18 protein-coding genes are annotated in these 21,718 nt (G+C 44.4%); 7 read left to right on the forward strand and 11 right to left on the reverse strand.

The features are described from left to right. Positions 1-28 precede the first annotated feature (28 nt). From A3729_RS16995 to A3729_RS17040, 10 genes are all read right to left on the reverse strand, one after another. Complete coding sequence (locus A3729_RS16995) at positions 29-1,558, reverse strand: SpoVR family protein (protein ID WP_068514938.1); 1,530 nt, start codon at positions 1,556-1,558, stop codon at positions 29-31. Further along, complete coding sequence (locus A3729_RS17000) at positions 1,555-2,829, reverse strand: YeaH/YhbH family protein (protein WP_304438939.1); 1,275 nt, start codon at positions 2,827-2,829, stop codon at positions 1,555-1,557. The genes A3729_RS16995 and A3729_RS17000 overlap by 4 nt, the downstream gene beginning before the upstream one ends. 113 nt (positions 2,830-2,942) lie before the next feature. Then, entirely contained in the window at positions 2,943-4,865 is a 1,923-nt protein-coding gene (locus tag A3729_RS17005) for a PrkA family serine protein kinase (RefSeq protein WP_068514944.1), read from the reverse strand. A 351-nt stretch (positions 4,866-5,216) separates the two neighbouring features. After that, positions 5,217-6,086 carry a methylenetetrahydrofolate reductase [NAD(P)H] gene (gene metF, locus A3729_RS17010; protein ID WP_068514947.1) on the reverse strand — a complete coding sequence of 290 codons (870 nt, stop codon included), beginning with the start codon at positions 6,084-6,086 and terminating at the stop codon, positions 5,217-5,219. Between the two features lie 63 nt (positions 6,087-6,149). Continuing rightward, positions 6,150-7,529: an adenosylhomocysteinase gene (gene ahcY / locus A3729_RS17015; RefSeq protein ID WP_068514950.1), complete on the reverse strand. Its 1,380-nt coding sequence runs from the start codon at positions 7,527-7,529 to the stop codon at positions 6,150-6,152. A 102-nt stretch (positions 7,530-7,631) separates the two neighbouring features. Then, the gene (metK, locus tag A3729_RS17020) at positions 7,632-8,843 is read right to left on the reverse strand and encodes a methionine adenosyltransferase (protein ID WP_068514953.1); all 1,212 of its coding nucleotides are present in this window, start codon (positions 8,841-8,843) and stop codon (positions 7,632-7,634) included. Between the two features lie 18 nt (positions 8,844-8,861). Continuing rightward, complete coding sequence (locus A3729_RS17025) at positions 8,862-9,890, reverse strand: metalloregulator ArsR/SmtB family transcription factor (protein WP_197469927.1); 1,029 nt, start codon at positions 9,888-9,890, stop codon at positions 8,862-8,864. Positions 9,891-10,034: 144 nt separating this feature from the next. Next, entirely contained in the window at positions 10,035-11,243 is a 1,209-nt protein-coding gene (locus tag A3729_RS17030) for a hybrid sensor histidine kinase/response regulator (protein WP_068514955.1), read from the reverse strand. Positions 11,244-11,256: 13 nt separating this feature from the next. Next, positions 11,257-11,691 (reverse strand): hypothetical protein, encoded by a 435-nt coding sequence (locus tag A3729_RS17035; RefSeq protein ID WP_068514054.1) that lies wholly within the window; start codon positions 11,689-11,691, stop codon positions 11,257-11,259. A 21-nt stretch (positions 11,692-11,712) separates the two neighbouring features. Then, on the reverse strand, positions 11,713-12,384 hold the full coding sequence (locus A3729_RS17040) for a PleD family two-component system response regulator (RefSeq protein ID WP_068514958.1): 672 nt from the start codon (positions 12,382-12,384) through the stop codon (positions 11,713-11,715). 198 nt (positions 12,385-12,582) lie between these two features. Between A3729_RS17040 and A3729_RS17045 the strand changes: the two genes are divergently transcribed. Next, the gene (locus A3729_RS17045; protein ID WP_068514961.1) at positions 12,583-14,049 is read left to right on the forward strand and encodes a methyl-accepting chemotaxis protein; all 1,467 of its coding nucleotides are present in this window, start codon (positions 12,583-12,585) and stop codon (positions 14,047-14,049) included. Here the strand turns inward: A3729_RS17045 and queG are convergent. Next, complete coding sequence (gene queG / locus A3729_RS17050) at positions 14,046-15,143, reverse strand: tRNA epoxyqueuosine(34) reductase QueG (RefSeq protein ID WP_068511750.1); 1,098 nt, start codon at positions 15,141-15,143, stop codon at positions 14,046-14,048. The genes A3729_RS17045 and queG overlap by 4 nt on opposite strands. A gap of 227 nt (positions 15,144-15,370) precedes the next feature. On the opposite strand from queG, the gene tsaE reads away from it, so the two are divergent. The 6 genes from tsaE to hflX all read left to right on the forward strand — a co-directional run. After that, positions 15,371-15,910, forward strand: a complete 540-nt coding sequence (tsaE, locus tag A3729_RS17055; protein ID WP_068511749.1) for a tRNA (adenosine(37)-N6)-threonylcarbamoyltransferase complex ATPase subunit type 1 TsaE — start codon at positions 15,371-15,373, stop codon at positions 15,908-15,910. Between the two features lie 67 nt (positions 15,911-15,977). Further along, positions 15,978-17,384: an N-acetylmuramoyl-L-alanine amidase gene (locus A3729_RS17060; protein WP_068511747.1), complete on the forward strand. Its 1,407-nt coding sequence runs from the start codon at positions 15,978-15,980 to the stop codon at positions 17,382-17,384. Positions 17,385-17,419: 35 nt separating this feature from the next. After that, complete coding sequence (mutL, locus tag A3729_RS17065) at positions 17,420-19,312, forward strand: DNA mismatch repair endonuclease MutL (RefSeq protein WP_068514965.1); 1,893 nt, start codon at positions 17,420-17,422, stop codon at positions 19,310-19,312. A 33-nt stretch (positions 19,313-19,345) separates the two neighbouring features. Further along, positions 19,346-20,299: a tRNA (adenosine(37)-N6)-dimethylallyltransferase MiaA gene (gene miaA, locus A3729_RS17070; protein ID WP_068514967.1), complete on the forward strand. Its 954-nt coding sequence runs from the start codon at positions 19,346-19,348 to the stop codon at positions 20,297-20,299. Between the two features lie 82 nt (positions 20,300-20,381). Then, positions 20,382-20,618 carry an RNA chaperone Hfq gene (hfq, locus tag A3729_RS17075; RefSeq protein WP_068514970.1) on the forward strand — a complete coding sequence of 79 codons (237 nt, stop codon included), beginning with the start codon at positions 20,382-20,384 and terminating at the stop codon, positions 20,616-20,618. 76 nt (positions 20,619-20,694) lie between these two features. Then, positions 20,695-21,718, forward strand: a 1,024-nt coding sequence (hflX, locus tag A3729_RS17080) for a ribosome rescue GTPase HflX (RefSeq protein WP_068634112.1), incomplete at its 3' end; no start/stop codon positions are given.

The raw sequence follows: 21,718 nt of genomic DNA on the forward strand, positions 1-21,718 counted from the left end.
CTCACTAATTGACTTCGTCTTCAGGCGGCTACGTGATGGGAGGGCAGTGATATTCATCTACTGTCAGCCCTTCTTCAACACTAAATAAATGAACGTCAAACCCCCACAAACGATGTATGTGCTTGAGTACTTCGTCTGTACTTTTACCCAAGGGGACTCGGCTGTTTGGTGTGTGCCTAAGGGTCAGTGATCGATCTCCTCTTAAATCAACATTCCACACCTGAATATCTGGTTCGCGCATACTCAGGTTATATTGCTGAGAGAGCTTTTCTCTAACATATCGATAACCTTGCTCATCATGTATTCCAGTTACTTCATAATGACTCTGCTGGTCATCATCACGAATTGCGAAGAGTTTTAAGTCCCGAATTACCTTAGGTGAAAGGAACTGTAGGATAAAGCTTTCATCTTTAAAGTTTCGCATGGCAAAATCGAGTGTTTCCAGCCAGTCTGTGCCCGCGATATCTGGGAACCATTGTCGATCTTCATCCGTAGGTTGTTGGCAGATACGTTTGATATCCTGAAACATGGCAAAACCAAGCGTATAAGGGTTGATGCCGCTGTACCATTGGCTATCAAAGGGAGGTTGATAGACCACCGCTGTGTGTGATTTTAAGAACTCGATAATAAAGCCTTCATTCACCAAACCTTTGTCATACATCGTATTCATGATGGTGTAGTGCCAAAAGCTTGCCCAACCCTCATTCATTACCTGAGTTTGTCTTTGCGGGTAGAAATACTGGGCAATTTTTCTCACGATACGTAGTACTTCCCGTTGCCATGGGGCAAGCATGGGGGCATTCTTCTCAAAGAAATAAAGCAGATTCTCCTGCGGTTCTTCAGGGTAGCGTTGATCTTTCTCGGCTTCTTCTTTGTCGCCGCTGACAGGAATGGTTCTCCACAGCTCATTAACTTGCTGCTGCAGATGGAACTCGCGCTCTTCTTGTCGTTTCAATTCTTCTTCAGCTGATATAGGAGCAGGGCGCTTATAACGGTCAACACCGTAATTCATTACTGCGTGGCAGGAGTCTAGAAAGGTTTCTACGGTATCGACGCCATAACGGCCTTCACACTTTGCAATATAGTTTTTGGCGAACAGAAGGTAGTCTATTATTGCGCTGGCATCGGTCCAGGTGCGGAACAGGTAGTTGCCTTTGAAAAAAGAGTTATGACCATATGATGCATGCGCGATGACTAAGGCCTGCATCATCAAGGTATTCTCTTCCATCAAGTAAGCGATACATGGGTTAGAGTTAATAACGATCTCATAGGCGAGCCCCATTTGGCCGCGCTTATAACCTTTTTCGTTTTGTAGGAACTGTTTCCCGTAAGACCAGTGATAATAGCCTAGAGGCATACCGACCGAGGAATAGGCATCGAGCATTTGCTCAGAGCTAATCACTTCAATTTGGTTAGGGTAGGTGTCTAGCTTATATTCTTTTGCTATGTCTGAAATGGCATCATCAAAGCGTTCTAGCTGTTCAAATGACCATTCCGAGCCAGTCGCAATATAACTCTTTTTACGCTCTTCATTTTGTTTGTTGTCTTTATCTGTCATGCCGGCTTCCTCTGAAATAATTCGTGGAAGACAGGGTAGATGTCACTCTCGTCTTTAATGTTTTGCATGGCGAAAGAGTCCTCAAACTCCTTAGCCAGTTTTTCATATTCATGCCACAGCATTTGATGATCTAGCTTAGTAATCTCAATGTAAGCAAAATATTGCACGAGAGGTAGAATATCGTCTTTCAAGAGCCTCGAGCACTTGGGTGAGTCATCGCTCCAGTTGTCACCATCGGAGGCTTGTGCGCAGTATATATTCCAGTCTGACGCAGGGTAACGCTTGTGGATGATTTCTCTAGTTAACTCCAATGCGCTAGAAACGATGGTCCCGCCTGTTTCCCGTGAATAGAAGAACTCCTCCTCGTCCACTTCCTTAGCGCTGGTATGGTGGCGAATAAAAACAACCTCAATTTTTTGATAATTTCGTTTTAGAAACATATAGAGCAAAATATAAAAACGTTTGGCGATGTCTTTATGCATGTGAGTCATGGAGCCCGAAACATCCATTAAGCAAAACATAACGGCGCTGGTGCTTGGGACGGGTTGCTTTATATGTTGGTTAAAGCGTAAGTCGAACTCATCAATCCAGGGGATGTTTTTGATTCGTTTTTTAAGCTTTGTGAGTTCTTCTTTTATCTCTTTGATTCGAGCATGTTGAATATCGTCTTCAGGGTCTAGCTTTTTAAGCTGCTCCTCTAATTCTTTTATTTTTTCTCGTGACTTGCCTGTGAGGGCTAGCCTTCTTCCATAGGCCTTTCTGAGAGAACGTACGATATTAATTTTTGAGGGATTGCCGGTATTGGTAAAACCTGCTCTTAGGTATTTATATGAGGTGGTATCCTTCAGCTGTTTTTTGACCAGGTTGGGTAGCTCCAGGTCTTCAAACATAAAGTCGAGAAACTCTTCCTGAGATATCTGAAAGACGAACTCGTCCATGCCTTCACCAGAGTCGCTCGCTTCTCCTTCACCCGCACCGCCTCCGCCGGCTCCACCAGGTGGTCTGGGGAGTTGGTCTCCGGTATTGAATTCTTTATTCCCGGGGTTAACTGCCTCGCGCACGCCACCTTGTCCGGAATTAAAAACCGGCTCGTCGAGGTCTTTGCTCGGGATGCTGATTTTTTCGCCGCGCTCCATATCGGTAATGCTGCGTTTTCCAACTGCATCGGAAACCGCTTTTTTGATATGTTCGCGATAACGGCGAAGAAAGCGCTCACGATTCACTGCGCTTTTATTCTTGCCATTAAGTCGGCGATCAATGATGTGACTGATACCCATAATACATCCTGGTTTCGGCGTGGCTCGGGGTGACCATGGCTATGGTTTAATGGTGCACCTTCTGGCTAAATCTATTGTATGGAAGAAGGGTTTAAACCCTTCTTCTGCTACTGTGATTTACGGACGCGTAAGTACCATTCCGCGAGTAAGCGAACCTGTTTCTTGGTATAACCGCGTTCAACCATACGCTCTACAAATTGCTCGTGTTTGTCTTTATCCTCATTTGAACTTTTTGCATTAAATGAAATGACAGGAAGTAAGTCTTCGGTATTTGAAAACATCTTCTTCTCGATGACAGATCGAAGTTTTTCATAACTCTGCCAGGAGGGGTTCTGCCCATTGTTGTTGGCACGTGCACGCAACATGAAATTAACAATTTCGTTACGGAAGTCTTTAGGGTTGCTGATGCCTGCTGGCTTTTCGATTTTCTCTAACTCTTCGTTGATAGCGGCCCGGTCAAATATCTCACCGGTTTCCGGGTCTCGATATTCCTGGTCCTGTATCCAAAAATCGGCGTAGGTAACATAACGATCAAATATATTCTGGCCATACTCTGAATAGGATTCTAGGTAGGCGGTCTGGATTTCCTTGCCAATAAACTCAACGTAATTGGGAGCAAGAAACTCCTTAATAAAACGCAAATAACTGTCAGCCGCTTCCTGTGGAAATTGCTCCTGTTCAATCTGCTTCTCTAATACATAAAGTAGATGTACAGGGTTTGCCGCAACTTCAGAAGTATCAAAGTTAAATACCTTGGATAGTATCTTGAAGGCAAAGCGGGTGGATAAACCATCCATGCCTTCGTTTACCCCGGCATTGTCCTTATATTCCTGAATCGATTTGGCTTTGGGGTCTGTGTCCTTAATGTTCTGGCCGTCATAAACTTTCATCTTCGAAAATATGCTGGAGTTTTCAGGTTCCCTTAACCTGGAAAGAACGGAGAACTCCGCAAGCATAGTCAGCGTATCAGGGGCACAAGGTGCTTGATTTAAGGAGCTATTCTTAAGTAGCTTATCGTATATTTTTATCTCTTCAGTTACCTTGAGGCAATAGGGAACTTTAACGATTGATATACGGTCCAGAAAGGCCTCGTTATTCTTATTGTTTCTAAAAGACTGCCATTCAGACTCGTTTGAGTGGGCAAGGATTACGCCTTCAAACGGAATGGCGCTCATACCCTCTGTCGAATTGTAATTACCTTCCTGGGTTGCAGTAAGTAGTGGGTGCAATACTTTAATGGGGGCTTTAAACATCTCTACAAACTCAAGAATACCTTGGTTAGCAAGACATAGACCGCCGCTGAAACTGTAGGCATCTGGGTCATCTTGCGAGTACTCTTCGAGCATTCGGATATTCACTTTACCGACTAATGAAGAGATATCCTGATTGTTTTCATCTCCGGGCTCGGTCTTAGCGACGGCTATCTGATCCAGAATTGAAGGCCAGATTTTTACTACCCTAAATTTGCTGATATCGCCGCCGAATTCGTGGAGCCGCTTAACCGCCCATGGAGACATAATGCTTCCCAAATAGCGATTTGCGATACCGTACTCTTTTTCGAGGATATCTGCATCTTCATCTGGGTCGAATAAGGATAGGGGGCTTTCATTTACGGGTGAGCCCTTGATGGCATAGAAGGGGGCTTTCTGCATCAGAGCTTTTAACTTTTCTGCTAATGATGACTTACCGCCCCCCACAGGACCTAATAGATAAAGTATTTGTTTCTTCTCTTCCAAACCCTGGGCTGCATGCTTGAAAAAAGAGACAATTTGCTCGACACATTCCTCCATGCCATAGAAATCTTTAAACTCGGGGTAATGCTTAATGACTTTGTTGGAGAAAATTCGGCTGAGACGAGGATCTTTGGAGGTATCGATGAGCTCAGGTTCACCAATCGCAATAAGCATGCGCTCGGCAGCGGTTGCGTAAGCGCTCGGATCGTTCTTACAGATTTCCAGGTATTCTTCCAGACTAAACTCTTCCTGCTGAGTCAGTTCGTATCTAGACTGGTAATGACTAAAAATACTCATAAGGCCCCCTAAAGGAAATATTTACCGCTCGAGCGGTATTACTTTACATATGTTCAGTATCCTGCTGCGTGTCTCTACATTACGATTAGTGAGTGCTAGGGAGATAACAAAACTGATCGCCGAAGTCATAGTCACAAGGTCGCAATATTTTTTAACTGGTTAATATTTGTTCTATGAGTCTAGACCAAATGGCTAAAGTTTTCTTTACTTGGAAGAAAATTTAAATGAATTGTCACAAAACATGACAATATAGAACTTAAGAAAGGGAGCAGCTAGCCGGTCAGGATAAACGATATATTTTTATGCCTGACCACCAGCAGAAGGGCTTAACGAAAATAAGATGAAAGCAGTTTAAAAGCGAATTTTTTCCTCGTCACTTAGGCCAAGATTGTCCCAAACTTTTAAGTTTGGTTCGGCTTGATTAAGTGTATAAAAATGTAGACCCGGAGCGCCAGCTTTTAACAACTGCTCACACATTTGACTTACCACTTCTTCACCAAACTTCTGAATGCTAACAGTATCATCGCCATAAGCTTCGAGCTGTTTTTTGATCCAGCGTGGAATTTCAGCACCGCACATGTCGCTAAAGCGAACCAAGCTGCTGTAGTTCGTGATAGGCATGATCCCAGGAACAATAGGAATATTGATGCCCATTTTTTCGCAGCGGTCTATAAAGTAGAAGTAGGAGTCTGCATTATAGAAATACTGTGTGATGGCACTGTTTGCCCCAGCGTCAACTTTCTTCTTAAAGTTAAGAAGGTCAGCTTCTGCAGAGGGTGCTTGTGGGTGAAACTCGGGGTAGGCCGCGACTTCAATGTTGAAGTGATCTCCGCTGTGCTTGCGGATAAACTCAACCAGCTCATTCGCATACTTTAACTCGCCGGCTGAACCCATTCCAGACGGTAGATCACCGCGCAAGGCAACGATTCTATTTACACCGTGCTCAATGTAATGATCAAGCAAAGAGGCGATGTTTTCAGTTGTAGAGCCAACGCATGAAAGGTGTGGGGCGGTTGATATGCCTTGGTCCTGTAGCTTTAACACTGTATCGATGGTGCGCTCTTGAGTAGAGCCCCCGGCACCATAGGTAACAGAAAAGAAATCGGGTTTGCGTCGAGCTAATTCATCTCTAACGACCTGCAACTTTTCCATACCAGCTTCAGTCTTTGGAGGAAAAAACTCAAAACTGAAGCGATGTTTAAATTGCTTTTGGCTGTGCATGATAATGTCTCTATTAAATTTGGATAGATGGAGGCGTGTATTGCGCTACGCCTCCACAGAGTATTAGTATTTGTATGATTCTGGCTTATATGGCCCATCAACATCCACGTTGATGTAGTCAGCTTGGTTCGTGGTCAATTGCGTGATGACACCACCAAAACCTTCAACCATGTCTTTAGCAACTTCTTCATCAAGTTTCTTTGGAAGTACTTTAACGTAGATGCTTTCCTTCTTCTCTGCTTCCATCAAGTTAGCGAATTTACGTTCATAAAGATAGATTTGGGCCAGTACCTGATTAGCGAATGAGCCATCCATAATTCGGCTAGGGTGACCCGTGGCATTACCCAGGTTAACCAAGCGACCTTCAGAAAGAAGAATCAAGTGATCATCAGCTCCCTTGTCACGATAAACCTTGTGAACCTGTGGCTTAATCTCGTCCCATTCCCAATTTTCACGCATATAAGCCGTGTCAATTTCATTATCGAAGTGGCCGATGTTACAAACAATAGCGCCATTCTTAAGTGTCTTAAGCATACTTGCATCACAGACATTGACGTTACCTGTCGTGGTAACAATCAGGTCGGTTGTTTCCATTAGTAGCTTGTTAATACCTTCTACAGAACCCGTGTTCACACCATCTAAATATGGTGAAACAACTTCAAAGCCATCCATGCAGGCTTGCATTGCACAGATTGGGTCGACTTCAGTAACTTTTACGATCATACCTTCCTGGCGCAATGAGGCAGCAGAGCCTTTGCCTACGTCGCCGTAGCCAATTACTAGTGCTTTTTTACCAGAGAGTAAGTGATCTGTACCACGTTTAATGGCATCATTTAATGAGTGGCGGCAGCCGTACTTATTATCGTTTTTGGATTTAGTTACAGCATCGTTAACGTTAATCGCTGGAACTTTTAGCTCACCTTTCGTCATCATTTCTAACAATCGGTGTACGCCTGTTGTTGTTTCTTCAGAAATACCGTGAATATCATTAAGCAGTGCAGGGTACTTGTTATGCACCATCTCAGTCAGGTCACCACCATCGTCAAGAATCATATTGGCATCCCAAACTTTGCTACCATCTTTTTCAGATAGTATGGTTTGCTCGATGCACCAAAGGAACTCTTCTTCTGTTTCACCTTTCCAGGCAAATACTGGAATACCCGCTGCTGCAATTGCCGCTGCTGCATGATCCTGAGTAGAGAAAATGTTACATGATGACCAGCGAACGTCAGCACCAAGGTCGACCAAAGTTTCGATTAGAACTGCTGTCTGGATTGTCATGTGGATACAACCCATGATTTTTGCACCAGCCAATGGTTGTGCTTCTTTATATTTTCTACGTAAAGCCATCAGTGCAGGCATTTCGCCTTCAGCGATTTGAATTTCTTTACGGCCCCAATCGGCTAGATTGATGTCGGCAACTTTATAATCTGTGAAGCTCATAATTATGTCCTGTCTTGTGGGCCGGATTGCTTTCCGGCCAACGTAATATTGAGTGCAGGCTGAAGTAGGTTCAGTCTGTCGTATTAGTAAAAATTACTGTCTTTAAACCTTTGCAGCTGCTTTCAAGGCATCGATCTTGTCAGTTTTTTCCCAGGTGAAAGCGGTGAAGGTCTTAGTTTTCTCTTCGCCGTTTTCCTTGTAACTATAGGTATGCTCAAAAGGTTCGCGTCCGAAATGTCCATAGGCAGCAGTAATTTGGTACATCGGATAAAGCAATTCTAGTTGATTCTGGATTGCATAAGGTCGAAGATCGAAAACTTCACGGATTATTTTCGCGAGCTCGATATCTGAAACTTTACCAGTTCCAAAAGTATTAACAGAAATAGAAGTTGGTTCAGCAACGCCGATAGCATAAGAAACCTGGATTTCACAACGATCAGCTAAACCCGCAGCAACGACGTTCTTGGCAACATAGCGGCCCATGTAAGCAGCAGAGCGGTCAACTTTTGAAGGGTCTTTTCCAGAGAATGCGCCGCCACCATGTCGTGCCATACCGCCGTAGGTATCAACGATAATCTTACGGCCTGTTAAGCCAGCATCACCGACTGGCCCACCAATTACAAAGTTGCCGGTTGGGTTGATGTGATACAAAGTATTGTCACTTAGCCACTCAGCAGGTAGAACAGGTTTGATAATGTTTTCTAATACTGCTTCACGCAAGTCTTCTAAAGAGATGCTAGGGTCGTGTTGCGTGGACAAAACCACAGCATCCACTTTTGGTGTTTCACCTTCGTAGTTGATGGTCACCTGAGACTTAGCATCTGGACGCAACCAGGGTAGTGTACCGTTCTGGCGAAGCTCAGATTGACGTTGTACCAATAGGTGTGCGTAATAAACGGGAGCGGGCATTAAGCTTGGTGTTTCATTTGTTGCGTAGCCGAACATTAGGCCTTGATCACCAGCACCCTGGTCTTCAGGTTTAGAGCGGTCAACTCCCATGTTGATATCGACTGACTGTTTACCTATGCCATTAAGTACCGCACACGTAGCGCCATCAAAGCCAACATCAGAGCTGTTATAGCCGATGCCAGTAATCACGTCTCGAACAATGTCTTCTAGGTCTACATAGCAGGAAGTAGTCACTTCTCCGGCAACAACGGCCATGCCGGTTTTAACTAGCGTTTCGACGGCAACACGGGCAAGTGGGTCGCGGGCAATGATAGCATCGAGTACTGCATCAGAGATCTGATCTGCAACCTTATCCGGGTGGCCTTCTGATACAGATTCAGAAGTAAATATACTGTATTCGCTCATAGTCGTTTCCTGCACAAATTAGTTAATACTGCTATTGATAGGTTTTATGAATTTTCGTAATTGAATTTGAAAGCCATTACGGAGGCCGATAAATGCATTTTTTTCTTCAATAAAGCCAGCACGTTCTGCCCAGCTAAGTAATTCTTGGGCTTCAAAGCCAAGCCAAAGGTCTCCACAGCTTTCACGAGCCCATTCCTGATTGTGGTGGGCTAAATCACAAATAACCAATGAACTGCCAGGCTTTAAAATTGCATAGACATCAATAAATATTTGAGCAGGGGCGGGAACATGATGTAAAACCATATTCATGACAGCTGCGTCTACTTGCGGCCTTTCGTTTTTGTTGCACAAGTTTTTATAGCTATGGGTATCGCCTAATTCAAAGGTAATGTTGTTCAAACCTTCACTTAGCGCAAAAGCACGCGCTTTATTTAGCATATCTTGAGAGTTATCGATGGCAATAACGGATTTATATGTCTCGCTAAGCGGGCGTAGAAAATGACCTTCTCCTGGCCCAAATTCAATAATGGTTTGTTCTGCTAGATTGGCGCGCTGCTCTTGCAGAAGAAGCTCAAAGCTTGCTTGCGCATATAAGCTATGTTTCGCAATAAGCTCTTGTTGTTCATGAAAGCGGTCTGCATTGCGCGAAAAAAATGCTTGCGATTGAACTGCACGTTGTTCCTGAATACATTTGATTTTGTCTTGTAGGCTTTGATCAAGCGGGCACTGGTCAACTAAGGAAAATAATTGTTCAGTAGTAGACTTTACTCGCTGTGAATCGAATGAGACTGGACGACGATAAAAGACGGCATTACCTTCGCGCTGTGCTTCTACAAGACTTGATTGGCTGAGTACCTTTAAATGGTGACTCATGCCAGACTGTTTGGTGTTAAAAAGTTGAGTCAGCTCGAGTACGCCAAAGGTCTCAAACTGCAGTACCTGAAGGATCTGAAGGCGAAGAGGGTCACCGCAAGCTTTGAGAGCCTGGCTAAGGAGGTGGATGTCGCCGCAATTAATCGGTTCTACTTTCGAGGTGCTTATCATCATAGTTTTGAAGTATATCAATATATATTGATATAGCAAACACAATATCAATATATATTGATATTGTGTTTGGTCTAAGTGAGCTGAGGGGTTTTCAATCCAGATACTCGATTTACAGAGTGTTGTTAAAAGTGCCGAGGTGGCTGCCTAGAACAATAGGTCATCAATTTCTTGCTCTTCGTTTACTGGTTCTGCTTCAAGAATTAGCTCTCCAGCAGGTAGGTCTAAAGTAAACTTAGCGCCCTCGCCGGGAGTTGATTCAACCTCAATGCTACCTCCGATCTGTTGCGAGAGCAGGTTGACGTAATATAAGCCCAGGCCGACACCATAATGTTCTCGATTGTGTTCGTTATTTAATTGCCCGACTTCGGTAAAGACCCGCTTATGGTCTCGCGGGTCTATTCCGATGCCTGTATCTGATACTTCAAAGATAATGCGTTGTCCGCTAGTGGGGTTGAAGTCAGTGTTAAGGCGAATGTTGACGCTACCGCTTTGAGTGAATTTGATGGCATTATCAACAAGGTGCTGCAGCATTGAATAAATTTTCTTTTCATCGCTTAGCATTGTTAGGCCATCAGGGTAATCAATTGAGAAGTCCAAGCCTTTTTCAAGCGCTGCTTGCCTGAAGTTGGTTTCGAGCTTTAAGGCGAGAGAGCTGATATCGAAGTTTTTTGATATCATTCCCTGAGCGCCCAGAGAGGCGCTGGAGATATCGATCAGGGTTGTAATAATTGCGTTGATCTGGTTAGTGCTTTCAAATATTCGGCTAAGGGCATCGATACCAGATTTACCCAAAGGAGTCTCTTCGTCTTTTTTCTTCAGGGCTTTTGAAAAGCCAAGTATTCCATTGAGAGGGGTTCTGAGTTCATGGCTCAAGGTTGTTAAAAAACGGCGTCGAGACTCTTCTGCTTTGCCCAGATTTTCTTCCGTTGCGATTGATTGGGCAAAGCGATTAGCGGTATCGCATAGCATTTTGTAGTGCTTGATTTTACTTAGTAATTCTTTATGGCTAACAGGAGGGTGTATAATTTCGTTGCCGCCTGCTCGATAGTATTTTTCCTTGTCTTCGATGCTGGCCTTGTCAGAGATCAATATTGTAGTGAACGCAGAATCCTTTGCTTGCAGCTTGAAAGAGATGACTAGCTGGATGCAACGAACCATATCATTGGGTTGGTCAAGTATTAAAAACGTTGTAGGAACTTTCAGGAATCTGCTTTTCAGCTCATCTTCATTACTAATTTGCTCGACCTGGTAGCCGCTCGAGATTAGAGCGTCAACGAGAGCTGCGTTATTGTGCTTTCTTTCGCCGTACCAAATGATAGAGGTGAACGTATTGAATGACTTGGGTAAGTTCATGCACTGGACTCTGTTATGTGTTCTTTGCTAGTACTTCATACAGACCTTCCAGTACCAGGCCTAACTCATTCTCGAGGTTCTTAGCGCTATCTTTCATACCTTCAAGTTTGTCACTTGCTTGATAGGCTAGTGCCATTAGTTGTTCTTCCTGATCTTCGTCCAGGCCTAAGGAAAATAGTTTGGCTTCCAGTTCAGTAATCATATCAAGCATAACTTGTCGAACAGTGACATCATGTTCAGCAAGTTTATTGGTTAGCTGTTTGACCTGTTTTTCGGTCATACCTATAGCGCGGCCTAGTACATCTTTACGCTGGTCGGTCATTGATATTTGAGATTGAAGTGTGAGCAGTCGGCCATCGCAGATGCTTGATAAAACTGCGAGGTGATCTTTGAAACGACCGTAGCGGCTTTCATCGTCAACTGGCATATCATTTATAAGTACACCCATGGAGTCGCTGCAAACCATCGTTCAGACGCCAATGCTGATAATTCGCTCTTTAGAGTTTCTGAATTTGCTTAGTACGCGAGCTTCCATAGAGTCTTGCGAGCAATTAATAAAAACACTAGGGGTGCCATAGATGACAGCGGATGCGCTCAAGCCGAAGCCTGATGCAACTTCACATAGTTTTTGTCCAATGCCTTCCAGTGTTGTGATTTCCTGAGAGGTTTTCACGAATTCGATTATTTGGCCAAGCTCGCTACTTGATGTCATGGCTTCCATGGCAACTTTCATGGCGTTGCTGGCATCTTCCTTCGCTTTGTTTGTTTCGGCTTGGTGATCTATAAAGTAATTGACTCGTTCAAGCACTCGCTCCGGGTCAATTGGTTTGGTGATGTATTCGTTGCCGCCTGCTTCAAAGCCCGCAAGATGTTCTTCGACATTATCCATGGCAGAGACGAAAACAATGGGAACAACGCTGCTTTCTTTGTGCTTTCTAAGCTCGGTACAAACTTCGTAGCCAGTCATTCCGGGCATGTTTACGTCTAGCAAAATGATATCAGGTACTTCCTGGCTTACCTGATCCAGGCATTCTTGGCCGGAGCTGCATTCCACGATGTTAAAGTCATCTTCGAGAATCATTTTTAAAAGCACACGGTTTGACTCGACATCATCGACAACCATGATCGTTTTATCTGACATGCACTTTTTCCTGCTAAAAGTAATTTTACCTTTACTGAAGGTAGCACAAATCTCAGTGTTTGCAGATACTAAGTGAACTAAGTTTGCAAAGTGAAAAATGGGCTATAATGTGAATTAGAACTTGCTTGAACCGGCCACCTTTCTTGAAGGTAGGGTAACGGTTGGGTCTAAATTATTAGTATCACTAAGGAACATACATTGAATATTATTCAGCAAGGCTTCAATGCTTGTCTGCCTTCGATGGTTGAGAGTGACCGCGACTTTATTCATTTCAAGATCATGGCTTTTATGTGTTGTTTGATCTTTGTGATCGGCTTATACAGTCTAATTAAGTGGTCTTCTGTTGGTTACGACGCACTTGCCGCCTGGGCATGGTTGCTGGTCATTGGTGAGCCTCTATTGCTAATTGCGAACAAGATGGATCGCTTTCCTAGAATGCTGATAGCAAATACACAGGTATTCCTGGCATCTACGTATTGTGCTTGCCTGGTTTATTATCTTGGCGGTCTGCAGTCAGCTCATTTTTACTGGCCTGTTGTATTGATCGGTTTAGCGTTTACGGTGTGTGACCGAAAGTGGGGTGCCTTTTGGAGTGCGGTAATGTTTGCCGAAGTAGTTGTGTTTATCGTGTTGGAGCGCGGTGGGTACGAGCTTCCTGTGTTTGAGTTGAGTGATAAGCAAGATAAAATTAATACTTACTCTGGTTTTTTATTGCCAGTTCTGGCCCAGGCTTTTAGTCTTGCGTATATGTTTAAGCTTAGAAATGAGGCGCTTGAGTTTGCTGCCGAGTCAACCAAAGAGTCATGCTATCAAGCGGAGAAGGCTAAAGCATTAACTGACCAGTTACAGACCATTTTAGAGCAAGCGAGCCATTCGGCTAAAGCTTTGCTTGATACTTCTTCTCGTTTATCTTCTACGACAAAGATTATGAATGATGATAGTCAATCTATTAGCGAGAGGGTTGATATCCAATTAGAGTCCTCGCATGAAATGAATAATACGCTTCAAGATATGGCTAACTCGGTTAAACAGACCGCTACAGCAATGGAGGTGGTTCGCCTTAAGTCTGAGCAAGTGCAGAAAAATACGATTTCTAGTAGTGAGTCGATGCGAGAGACTATCGACTGCATGGAAAAAATAAAGGACGGTAATAATGATATTCTGGAATTTATGGGCGTGATTACCGCTATCGCAGAGCAAACAAACTTGCTGGCGCTAAATGCTGCAATCGAAGCCGCTCGCGCTGGTGATCAGGGGCGTGGATTTGCGGTTGTGGCGGATGAGGTCAGGACGCTCTCGCACAAAAGTAACGAGTCGGCAGAAAAAATACGCCTGCTTCTGGCTGTTGCGGAAGAGAGTATCGACCAGGGCTGTATGGTTGTGAACGAAACGGGTAATCGCCTGGAGGCCGTCACCTCCGAAGTCGAAGATATTGCCCGAGAGATAAATGTTTCAGCCGATGCGATGGGTATGCAAAGTCAAGGTATTGAGGGTGTTGTGAGCAATAGTCAGTATCTAGATGAGGCTTGCCAGGAAAACGCAGACTTTTCTGCAAAGCTGGCGTCAAACGCCCAGTCGTTGCTTGATATAGCTGAACACCTGGGGTCACTGTCTTATACAATGAGTGATACTGTTAGTCAGGCATCAAATATGAAGCGTAGCTAAGTCTCTTCTTGATTGTTTGGTTTGGTTTGCTGCGCTAATGCCCAGTCGATATGTTCTGCGACCAAGGGGGAGGCAGTTTCTCTACTTCGTTTTAAGGCTGCAACGATAACTAATGACTGTGGCGCATTTCCAAGTGCGACGGCTATATTTCTTAACCAGGATTCGTAGCCCGCTCTGCGAATGGGTGATCCTGCGGTATTCGTTAGGAAGGTTTCTTCATTCCAAGAGAATAACTCTAGCAGAGTGATATCATCTAGCTTGTTTCGGGGGCTAAAGTCTGTCTCTTGGCTGGGTTTTCTGAACTTGTTCCAAGGGCAGACGAGTTGGCAATCATCGCAACCAAAGATTCTGTTCCCCATAGGCTTTCTTAGCTCTAGCGGAATCCTACCTTTTAACTCAATTGTTAGATAAGAAATGCAGCGCTTAGCATCTAGTAAGTACGGTCCTTCAAATGCTTTTGTCGGGCAGGCAGTGAGGCAGGCCTTACAGCTACCACAGTGTTCCTCTATGTATGGTTTACTTATTGGAAGAGGGAGGTCGGTATATATTTCCCCCAGAAAAAACCAGGAACCCGCTTCACGACTGATAAGCATAGTATTTTTACCGAACCAGCCTAAACCCGCTTTCTGGGCAAAGGCTCGTTCAAGTACAGGTGCGCTGTCGACAAAAGCTCTAAAGCTGTAGCTTTCCGCTTTTTGTTTTATATGTTCGATCAGCTTTTTTAGCCTCGAGCGGATTAGCTTATGATAGTCACGCCCCAAGGAATAGCGGGATATATAGGCTTTTTCTTTTTCGTTCAAAAGGCCTAGAGGAGAGTTTGGGTCGCTTAGATAATTCATGCGCAAGGAAATAACCCTAAGCGTGCCGGGAACTAATTCATCAGCCTGCCAGCGTTTGCTTCCATGCTTTTCCATATAATCCAGGTCTGCATGAAAACCTCTATCGAGCCAGTCTTTGTATCGTTCTATATGAATGTCTAGGTCATTAGTTGTGATGCCAAATTGCTGAAACCCAAGTTCTAGCGCTTTTTTTTGGATTGACTGCTCAAGTTCTAGCAGCTCGTTGTGAGTAAGATTGGGCTTAGTGTTTTGCATCGAATCTATTCTAGCGGCATCTTTGTGTAAGTCTGACGATGTTTTGCTATACTTAACAGTTAACTAGGAATGTTTGTTCAGCAAATACATTAATAAGCAATGTGTTACGACGCTATTATGGCATAAACGTGCAGCAGAACCTGCTTTTTGTGTCTGCAAAGAGCGCTTGTTTTAATATTTGTTTATGGATTATAGGGCAAGAGAGTGAATCGATATAGGGTGCGAGTATGACAAAAGCGGCTATTGGGCTTGTATTGGTTGACGAGTCAGCGACAGTAGCATTAGGACGCTTGTTATTCAGTGTCATCGATGAGCATTGTTTTCATCAAGGTGTGGTGAGTATCTTTTTGCACGGTGACCTCGGAATGGGTAAGACAACCTTAACTAGGGGGATTCTCGAAGGTGCAGGGCACTTTGGTAAGGTGAAGAGTCCGACTTATACGATTGTTGAACCCTATGAATTACAGAATGTGCAAGTTAATCATTTTGACTTGTATCGTTTGGGCGACCCCGAAGAGCTAGAATTTATGGGGGTGCGTGATTATTTTGAAGTGCCTCATGACGGTCAGGAAAAGCAGTTGTGTGTTATTGAGTGGCCTGATAAAGGCCAGGGTTTCTTGCCTGAGGCCGATTTTGAAGTCGATTTGAGCTGCACCGGGCGTGGTCGCCTTTGTAAGATTACTGCAGATGGCGAGATTCTTTCAGTATTGAAAGAGGTTAGTTTAAGGCCGGGCTCGGGTTTGGTAGTGAGTAATGTTTCATGCTGAGTAATTATAATTTGAGTTCATGTGGTTTCAAGCATGTCTTTTGTGATTGAGTAGAGAGCTGAATTTAATGAAAGTTCGTACTAGTAGAGTTAGCTTCCTGGCAAAGGTGCTTGTTCTGTTCGCTGCCTTTACGTTTATGGCTGGCAGTGTAAATGCTGCTCAAGCGAAAGTAACTAATGCGCGTATTTGGGAGTCTCCAGAGTATATTCGTTTAGTTCTGGATTTATCACACCCGGTAAAGCATAAAATCATGATGCTGAAGAATCCCTCGCGTTTGGTTTTGGATATTAATGATGCTGATAAGGCGCTTAAGTTTGATAGTTTGAATCTCAAAGGTACGCCTATTTCCGGAGTGCGCAGTGCACGTAGAAATAAAGATGATCTTAGGGTTGTATTGGACTTAAAAGAAGAGGCTGAAACGAAAAGCTTTTTGCTAAAGCCAAATCAGAAGTACGGAAATCGTCTGGTTGTTGATTTATATACGAAAACAAAAAAGCTAAATGAAGCGCGCAAGAATGTTGTTAAGAAAGTGCCTGCGGGTCAGAAGCGAGACATTATCGTTGTTATAGATCCAGGGCATGGTGGGGAAGACCCGGGTGCCATCGGCCCGAATCGTATAAAAGAAAAAGATGTCGTGTTGGCAATTGCTAAAGAATTGAGAAAGCAGATTAATGCTCAAAAAGGCTTTAAAGCTTACCTGACCAGAGAGCGGGATTATTATATTGGTTTGCGCAAGCGTACCCGGATTGCCAGAAAGCATAATACTGACTTGTTAGTGTCTATTCATGCTGATGCATTTAAGAAAGCCCAGGCACACGGTGCATCAGTTTTTGCCTTGTCAAACCGTGGCGCGACCAGTGAGACAGCTCGTTGGTTAGCGCAAAAAGAGAATTCTGCCGATTTAATAGGCGGCGTGGGTGGTGTAAGTTTGGAAGACAAGGATGACGTTCTAGCGAGCGTACTCTTGGACCTTTCTTCCACGGCAAGTTTAAAAGCGAGTTTAGGCGTAGGTAGTAAGGTATTAAGCTCCATGGGCAATGTTGCTCGTTTGCATAAGCGTTCGGTTCAGCAGGCAGGTTTTGTGGTGTTGAAGTCACCAGATATTCCATCAATATTGGTTGAGACAGGATTTATTTCAAATCCGGCAGAGTCCAAGAGATTAAAGTCGTCAAAGTATCAGCGGAAAATGGCCAAGGCGATAAAGGGCGGAATTCTCGCTTACTTTAATGACGCGCCACCTCCGGGAACGCTATTGGCATGGAATAAGGGTGGCAATAGTGTAGTGAACCAAAGTGTTGCTCAAAGCACTAAATCAAAAGCCACGAATTTCAAGAAGTATGTTGTTCGAAAAGGTGATACCCTTTCCCATATTGCGATGCGCAATGATGTATCGCTTACAGAGCTTCGTCGTTTGAATCGGCTTCGCTCTGATAATGTATGGGTTGGTCAACGCTTGTCGCTACCTTCCTCGTAAGCTTCCGTTTTTGATTAGATTTTCAGATTTCTTCTATGAGTAAAATTCATAAGCTATCCGCGCGCCTAGCAAACCAGATAGCTGCAGGTGAAGTGGTGGAGCGTCCTGCTTCTGTTGTAAAAGAATTATTAGAAAACGCCTTGGATGCGGGTGGACGCAAAATATTGGTCCAGGTTGAGCAAGGCGGTGTTAAGCGAATTTTAGTTCGTGATGACGGTGAAGGCATGGGCAAAGATGATTTACCTCTATCCTTAAGTCGTCACGCTACCAGTAAAATTGAATCCCTGGATGATCTGGAAACCGTCGCGACCTTAGGGTTTAGGGGGGAAGCCTTAGCAAGTATTAGTTCGGTTTCCCGTTTAGCACTTAGTTCAAAAACAGACAATGCAGAGCAGGGCTGGCAAGCTGTTACTGAGGGGCGAGACATGGAGGCCCGCTTAAGTCCTGTTGCTCATAATCGAGGGACAAGTGTTGATGTTAGGGACTTGTTTTTCAATACACCTGCTCGAAGAAAATTTTTGAGAACAGAAAAGACTGAATTTAATCATTTAGAAGAAGTCCTAAAACGCCAAGCGCTGAGCCGCTTTGAAGTTAGTTTTGAGTTGGTTCACAATCAGAAGGTTGTGCATAGTTTACGCCCAGCGCCGACGATCAAGGAAAAACAGCTGCGTATCGCTGCCTTATGTGGCAAGCCCTTTATGGAAAATGCCGTTGATATTGATGTAGAGGCAACGGGGCTTAAGTTATGGGGCTGGGTAGCTAAACCAACCTTCTCAAGAAGTCAGGCTGACTTGCAGTACTTTTACGTTAATGGTCGTGTTATCAGGGATCGTTTGGTGAGTCATGCTGTAAAGCAGGCTTATCGTGATGTCTTATATCATGGGCGTCACCCTGCCTTTGTTTTGTATCTAGAGCTTGATCCTGCGCTGGTTGATGTCAATGTTCATCCGACCAAGCATGAGGTTCGTTTTAGGGATGGGCGCTTAGTTCACGATTTTATATTCAGAAGTCTTCATAAGGCGCTTGCGGATATTCGACCAGAAGAATTGGCCGCTCCTGAAGATGGTTCGGCACCGAATCGCGACTTGTCAAATATTCAGGCAAGTACTTCGCTTCAAGCTCAGGCTAGTGCTTTTACGCCGAGTTATGGTTCTCAGTCAGCAATGTCTTTGGGAGTCCAGGGAGTTAGTAGTGCGGTGACTGGCGCTGGCCAAGGTGTGGGAAGTGCTTCGCCATCAATGTTGCAAACATCTGGCCAGGGTGTTTCGGAGGTTCTATCTCAATATAAAGCCCTTCACCCTGATCAGAACCTTGGTCAGCAGCAAGAAGCTGTTGATGGGCGTGAACACCCATTAGGTTTTGCTATTGCTCAGCTTCATGGGATTTATATTCTCGCTCAGAATAGTAGTGGTTTGATTGTTGTAGATATGCACGCAGCTCATGAGCGGATTACTTATGAGCGAATGAAAAATGATTTTTATAGTGATGGAATCAAGGCTCAGCCCCTGCTTGTGCCGATGAATATCTCTCTAAGTCAACGAGAGGCTTCTGTTGCTGAAGAATGTGCCGGGGACTTACAGAAATTTGGTTTGGGCCTAGAACGGTCTGGTCCGGAAAGTATCGTTATTCGTCAGGTGCCAGTGATACTTCAGCAGGTGAATGTTGATCAGCTAGTAAGAGACTTGTTGAGTGATATGATTACGCACGGATACTCCGACCAGCTAGAGGCAAAAGCGAATGAGTTGATGTCGACTATGGCTTGTCATGGTTCGGTAAGGGCCAATCGATCGTTGACGATACCGGAGATGAACGCTTTGCTGAGAGATATGGAAGAAACTGAGCGCAGTGGTCAGTGTAACCATGGCCGCCCAACCTGGACCGCACTGTCTATGGGTGAGCTGGATAAGTTATTTCTGCGGGGGCGTTAAGATGTTGCGAATACCTTCTTTAAGGCTTTATCAATGAGCTTGCCTAGTGCAATTTGTCTAATGGGGCCGACAGCGGCGGGTAAGACAGACCTGGCAGTCTCTCTTCATGAAACCTTAGCTTGCGACATTATCAGTGTGGACTCTGCCTTGATATATCGAGGCATGGATATCGGTACGGCAAAACCCGAAAAAGAATTGTTGGCGCGCGCTCCACACCGACTGATTGATATTATTGCTGCTAAAGACAGTTATTCGGTAGCTCGGTTTTATGATGATGCGCTAAGAGAGATGCAGGAAATAACAAGTCGTGGACGCACACCTTTATTGGTGGGCGGTACGATGATGTACTACAAAGTTTTGCAGAATGGTATCGCATCCTTGCCTTGTGCTGATGACAAGGTTCGCGCAGCGATATCTCTTGATGCTGAAAAGCATGGCTGGCCTTATGTTCATGAGCAGCTGGCGCTAGTCGATCCCGAATCTGCCGCGCGCCTAAAACCAACTGATTCCCAGCGTCTTCAAAGAGCTTTGGAGGTTTTTCGGGTAACAGGAAAGACGCTGACTCAGTTTTGGCAGGATCAGCAAAGTCAATCAGAGAGTGGCGCAATTCCGCCAGCCCCCTATGAATTCATTAACCTCTCAATTGCACCGAGTGATCGTTCCGAGCTGCATCAACGTATTGCTCTACGCTTTGATATTATGTTGAAGAGTGGTTTTATCGAAGAGGTTGAAGGGTTTTACCACTCTGGAGAGGTGACAGCAGATATGCCTTCAATGCGTTGTGTTGGCTATAGGCAGGTTTGGGATTACCTAGATGGCAAGTTAACGAAAGATGAAATGCGAGAAAGGGGGGTTATTGCAACTCGACAACTCGCTAAAAGGCAGCTAACTTGGTTGAGGTCTTGGCCAAATTTGCACCAATTAGAGACGAATGATGTAAAAGTGCTGGCTAAAGCGCGAGAAATAATTGAAAATGCTAAATATTAAGACGCATCTCACATAAAAAATGAAAAAAATGCGTTAAATGGAATAAAATAGATTTATTAAAAAAATACTAGGAGATAATAAAATGTCTAAGGGTCACTCTCTTCAAGATCCATATTTGAATGCACTTCGTAAAGAGCGAATTCCTGTTTCAATATTTCTTGTTAACGGCATTAAGCTACAAGGCCAGATTGAGTCATTTGACCAGTTTGTCATTTTACTTAAAAACACTGTTAGCCAAATGGTGTATAAGCACGCTATTTCAACGGTTGTACCTGCACGTAATGTTCGCGTTGCAACACCTGAAGAACAAGAGTCATAGTCTATCTTGACTCTATCCCCACTATCAGACTTTTATCGTCGCTTAGCTTTTTTGCCCGCCGGAGTAGTAATTAAACGTGTTTGACCGTCCCGACTCCGGTGAGCTGGCTATACTGGTTCATATTGATTTTAACTCTGAAAAAGAACGTGAAGACCCTGATGAATTCAAGGAGTTAGTGTCTTCTGCTGGGGTTGAAACGCTAGCAGTCATTACTGGCTCTAGAGATAAGCCGGATGCCCGGCACTTTGTTGGTAAGGGTAAGCTGGAAGAAATACAGTTCGAGTTAGAGCATGGTGAGGCAGATGTTGTGCTGTTTAATCATGCTTTGTCACCAAGTCAGCAGCGAAATCTTGAAGCGGCCCTGGAGTGTAGAATTATCGACCGTACAGGTATCATTTTGGATATCTTTGCTCAGCGGGCGAGAACTCACGAAGGTAAGCTGCAGGTCGAACTTGCTCAGTTAGAATATATGTCGACGAGATTGATTCGCGGCTGGACCCACTTGGAGCGTCAAAAGGGTGGTATCGGTTTACGAGGGCCGGGTGAGACTCAGTTAGAAAGTGATAGACGTTTACTTCGCGGTCGTATCAAGACTATTACCTCACGTCTGGAGAAAGTTCGTAAACAGCGTGACCAAGGTCGTAGAGCACGCACCCGTGCAGAAATACCAACAGTATCCTTGGTTGGTTATACCAATGCTGGTAAATCTACTTTATTCAATCGAGTCACTGAAGCGGATGTTTATGCTGCCGACCAGCTGTTTGCAACCTTGGACCCGACTTTAAGAAAGTTGAACCTGCCGGATATCGGCAACGCTATTTTGGTTGATACCGTTGGTTTTATTAGACATCTCCCGCATAAATTGGTAGATGCCTTCCGGGCAACGCTTGAAGAAACCTGCAACGCTACGCTTCTTTTGCATGTCATTGATTGTCATGATGAAGGTCGCATGGATAATATTGAGCAGGTGGAGCATGTTCTTAAGGAGATTGGTGCGGATAAGGTTCCGACTTTAAAGGTTTATAATAAGCTAGATCTATTAGACGGTCGTGAGCCGAGAATAGATAGAGATGAAGACGGTGTGCCGCAGCGAGTATGGG

It is taken from the genome of Oleiphilus sp. HI0043, from assembly GCF_001634935.1.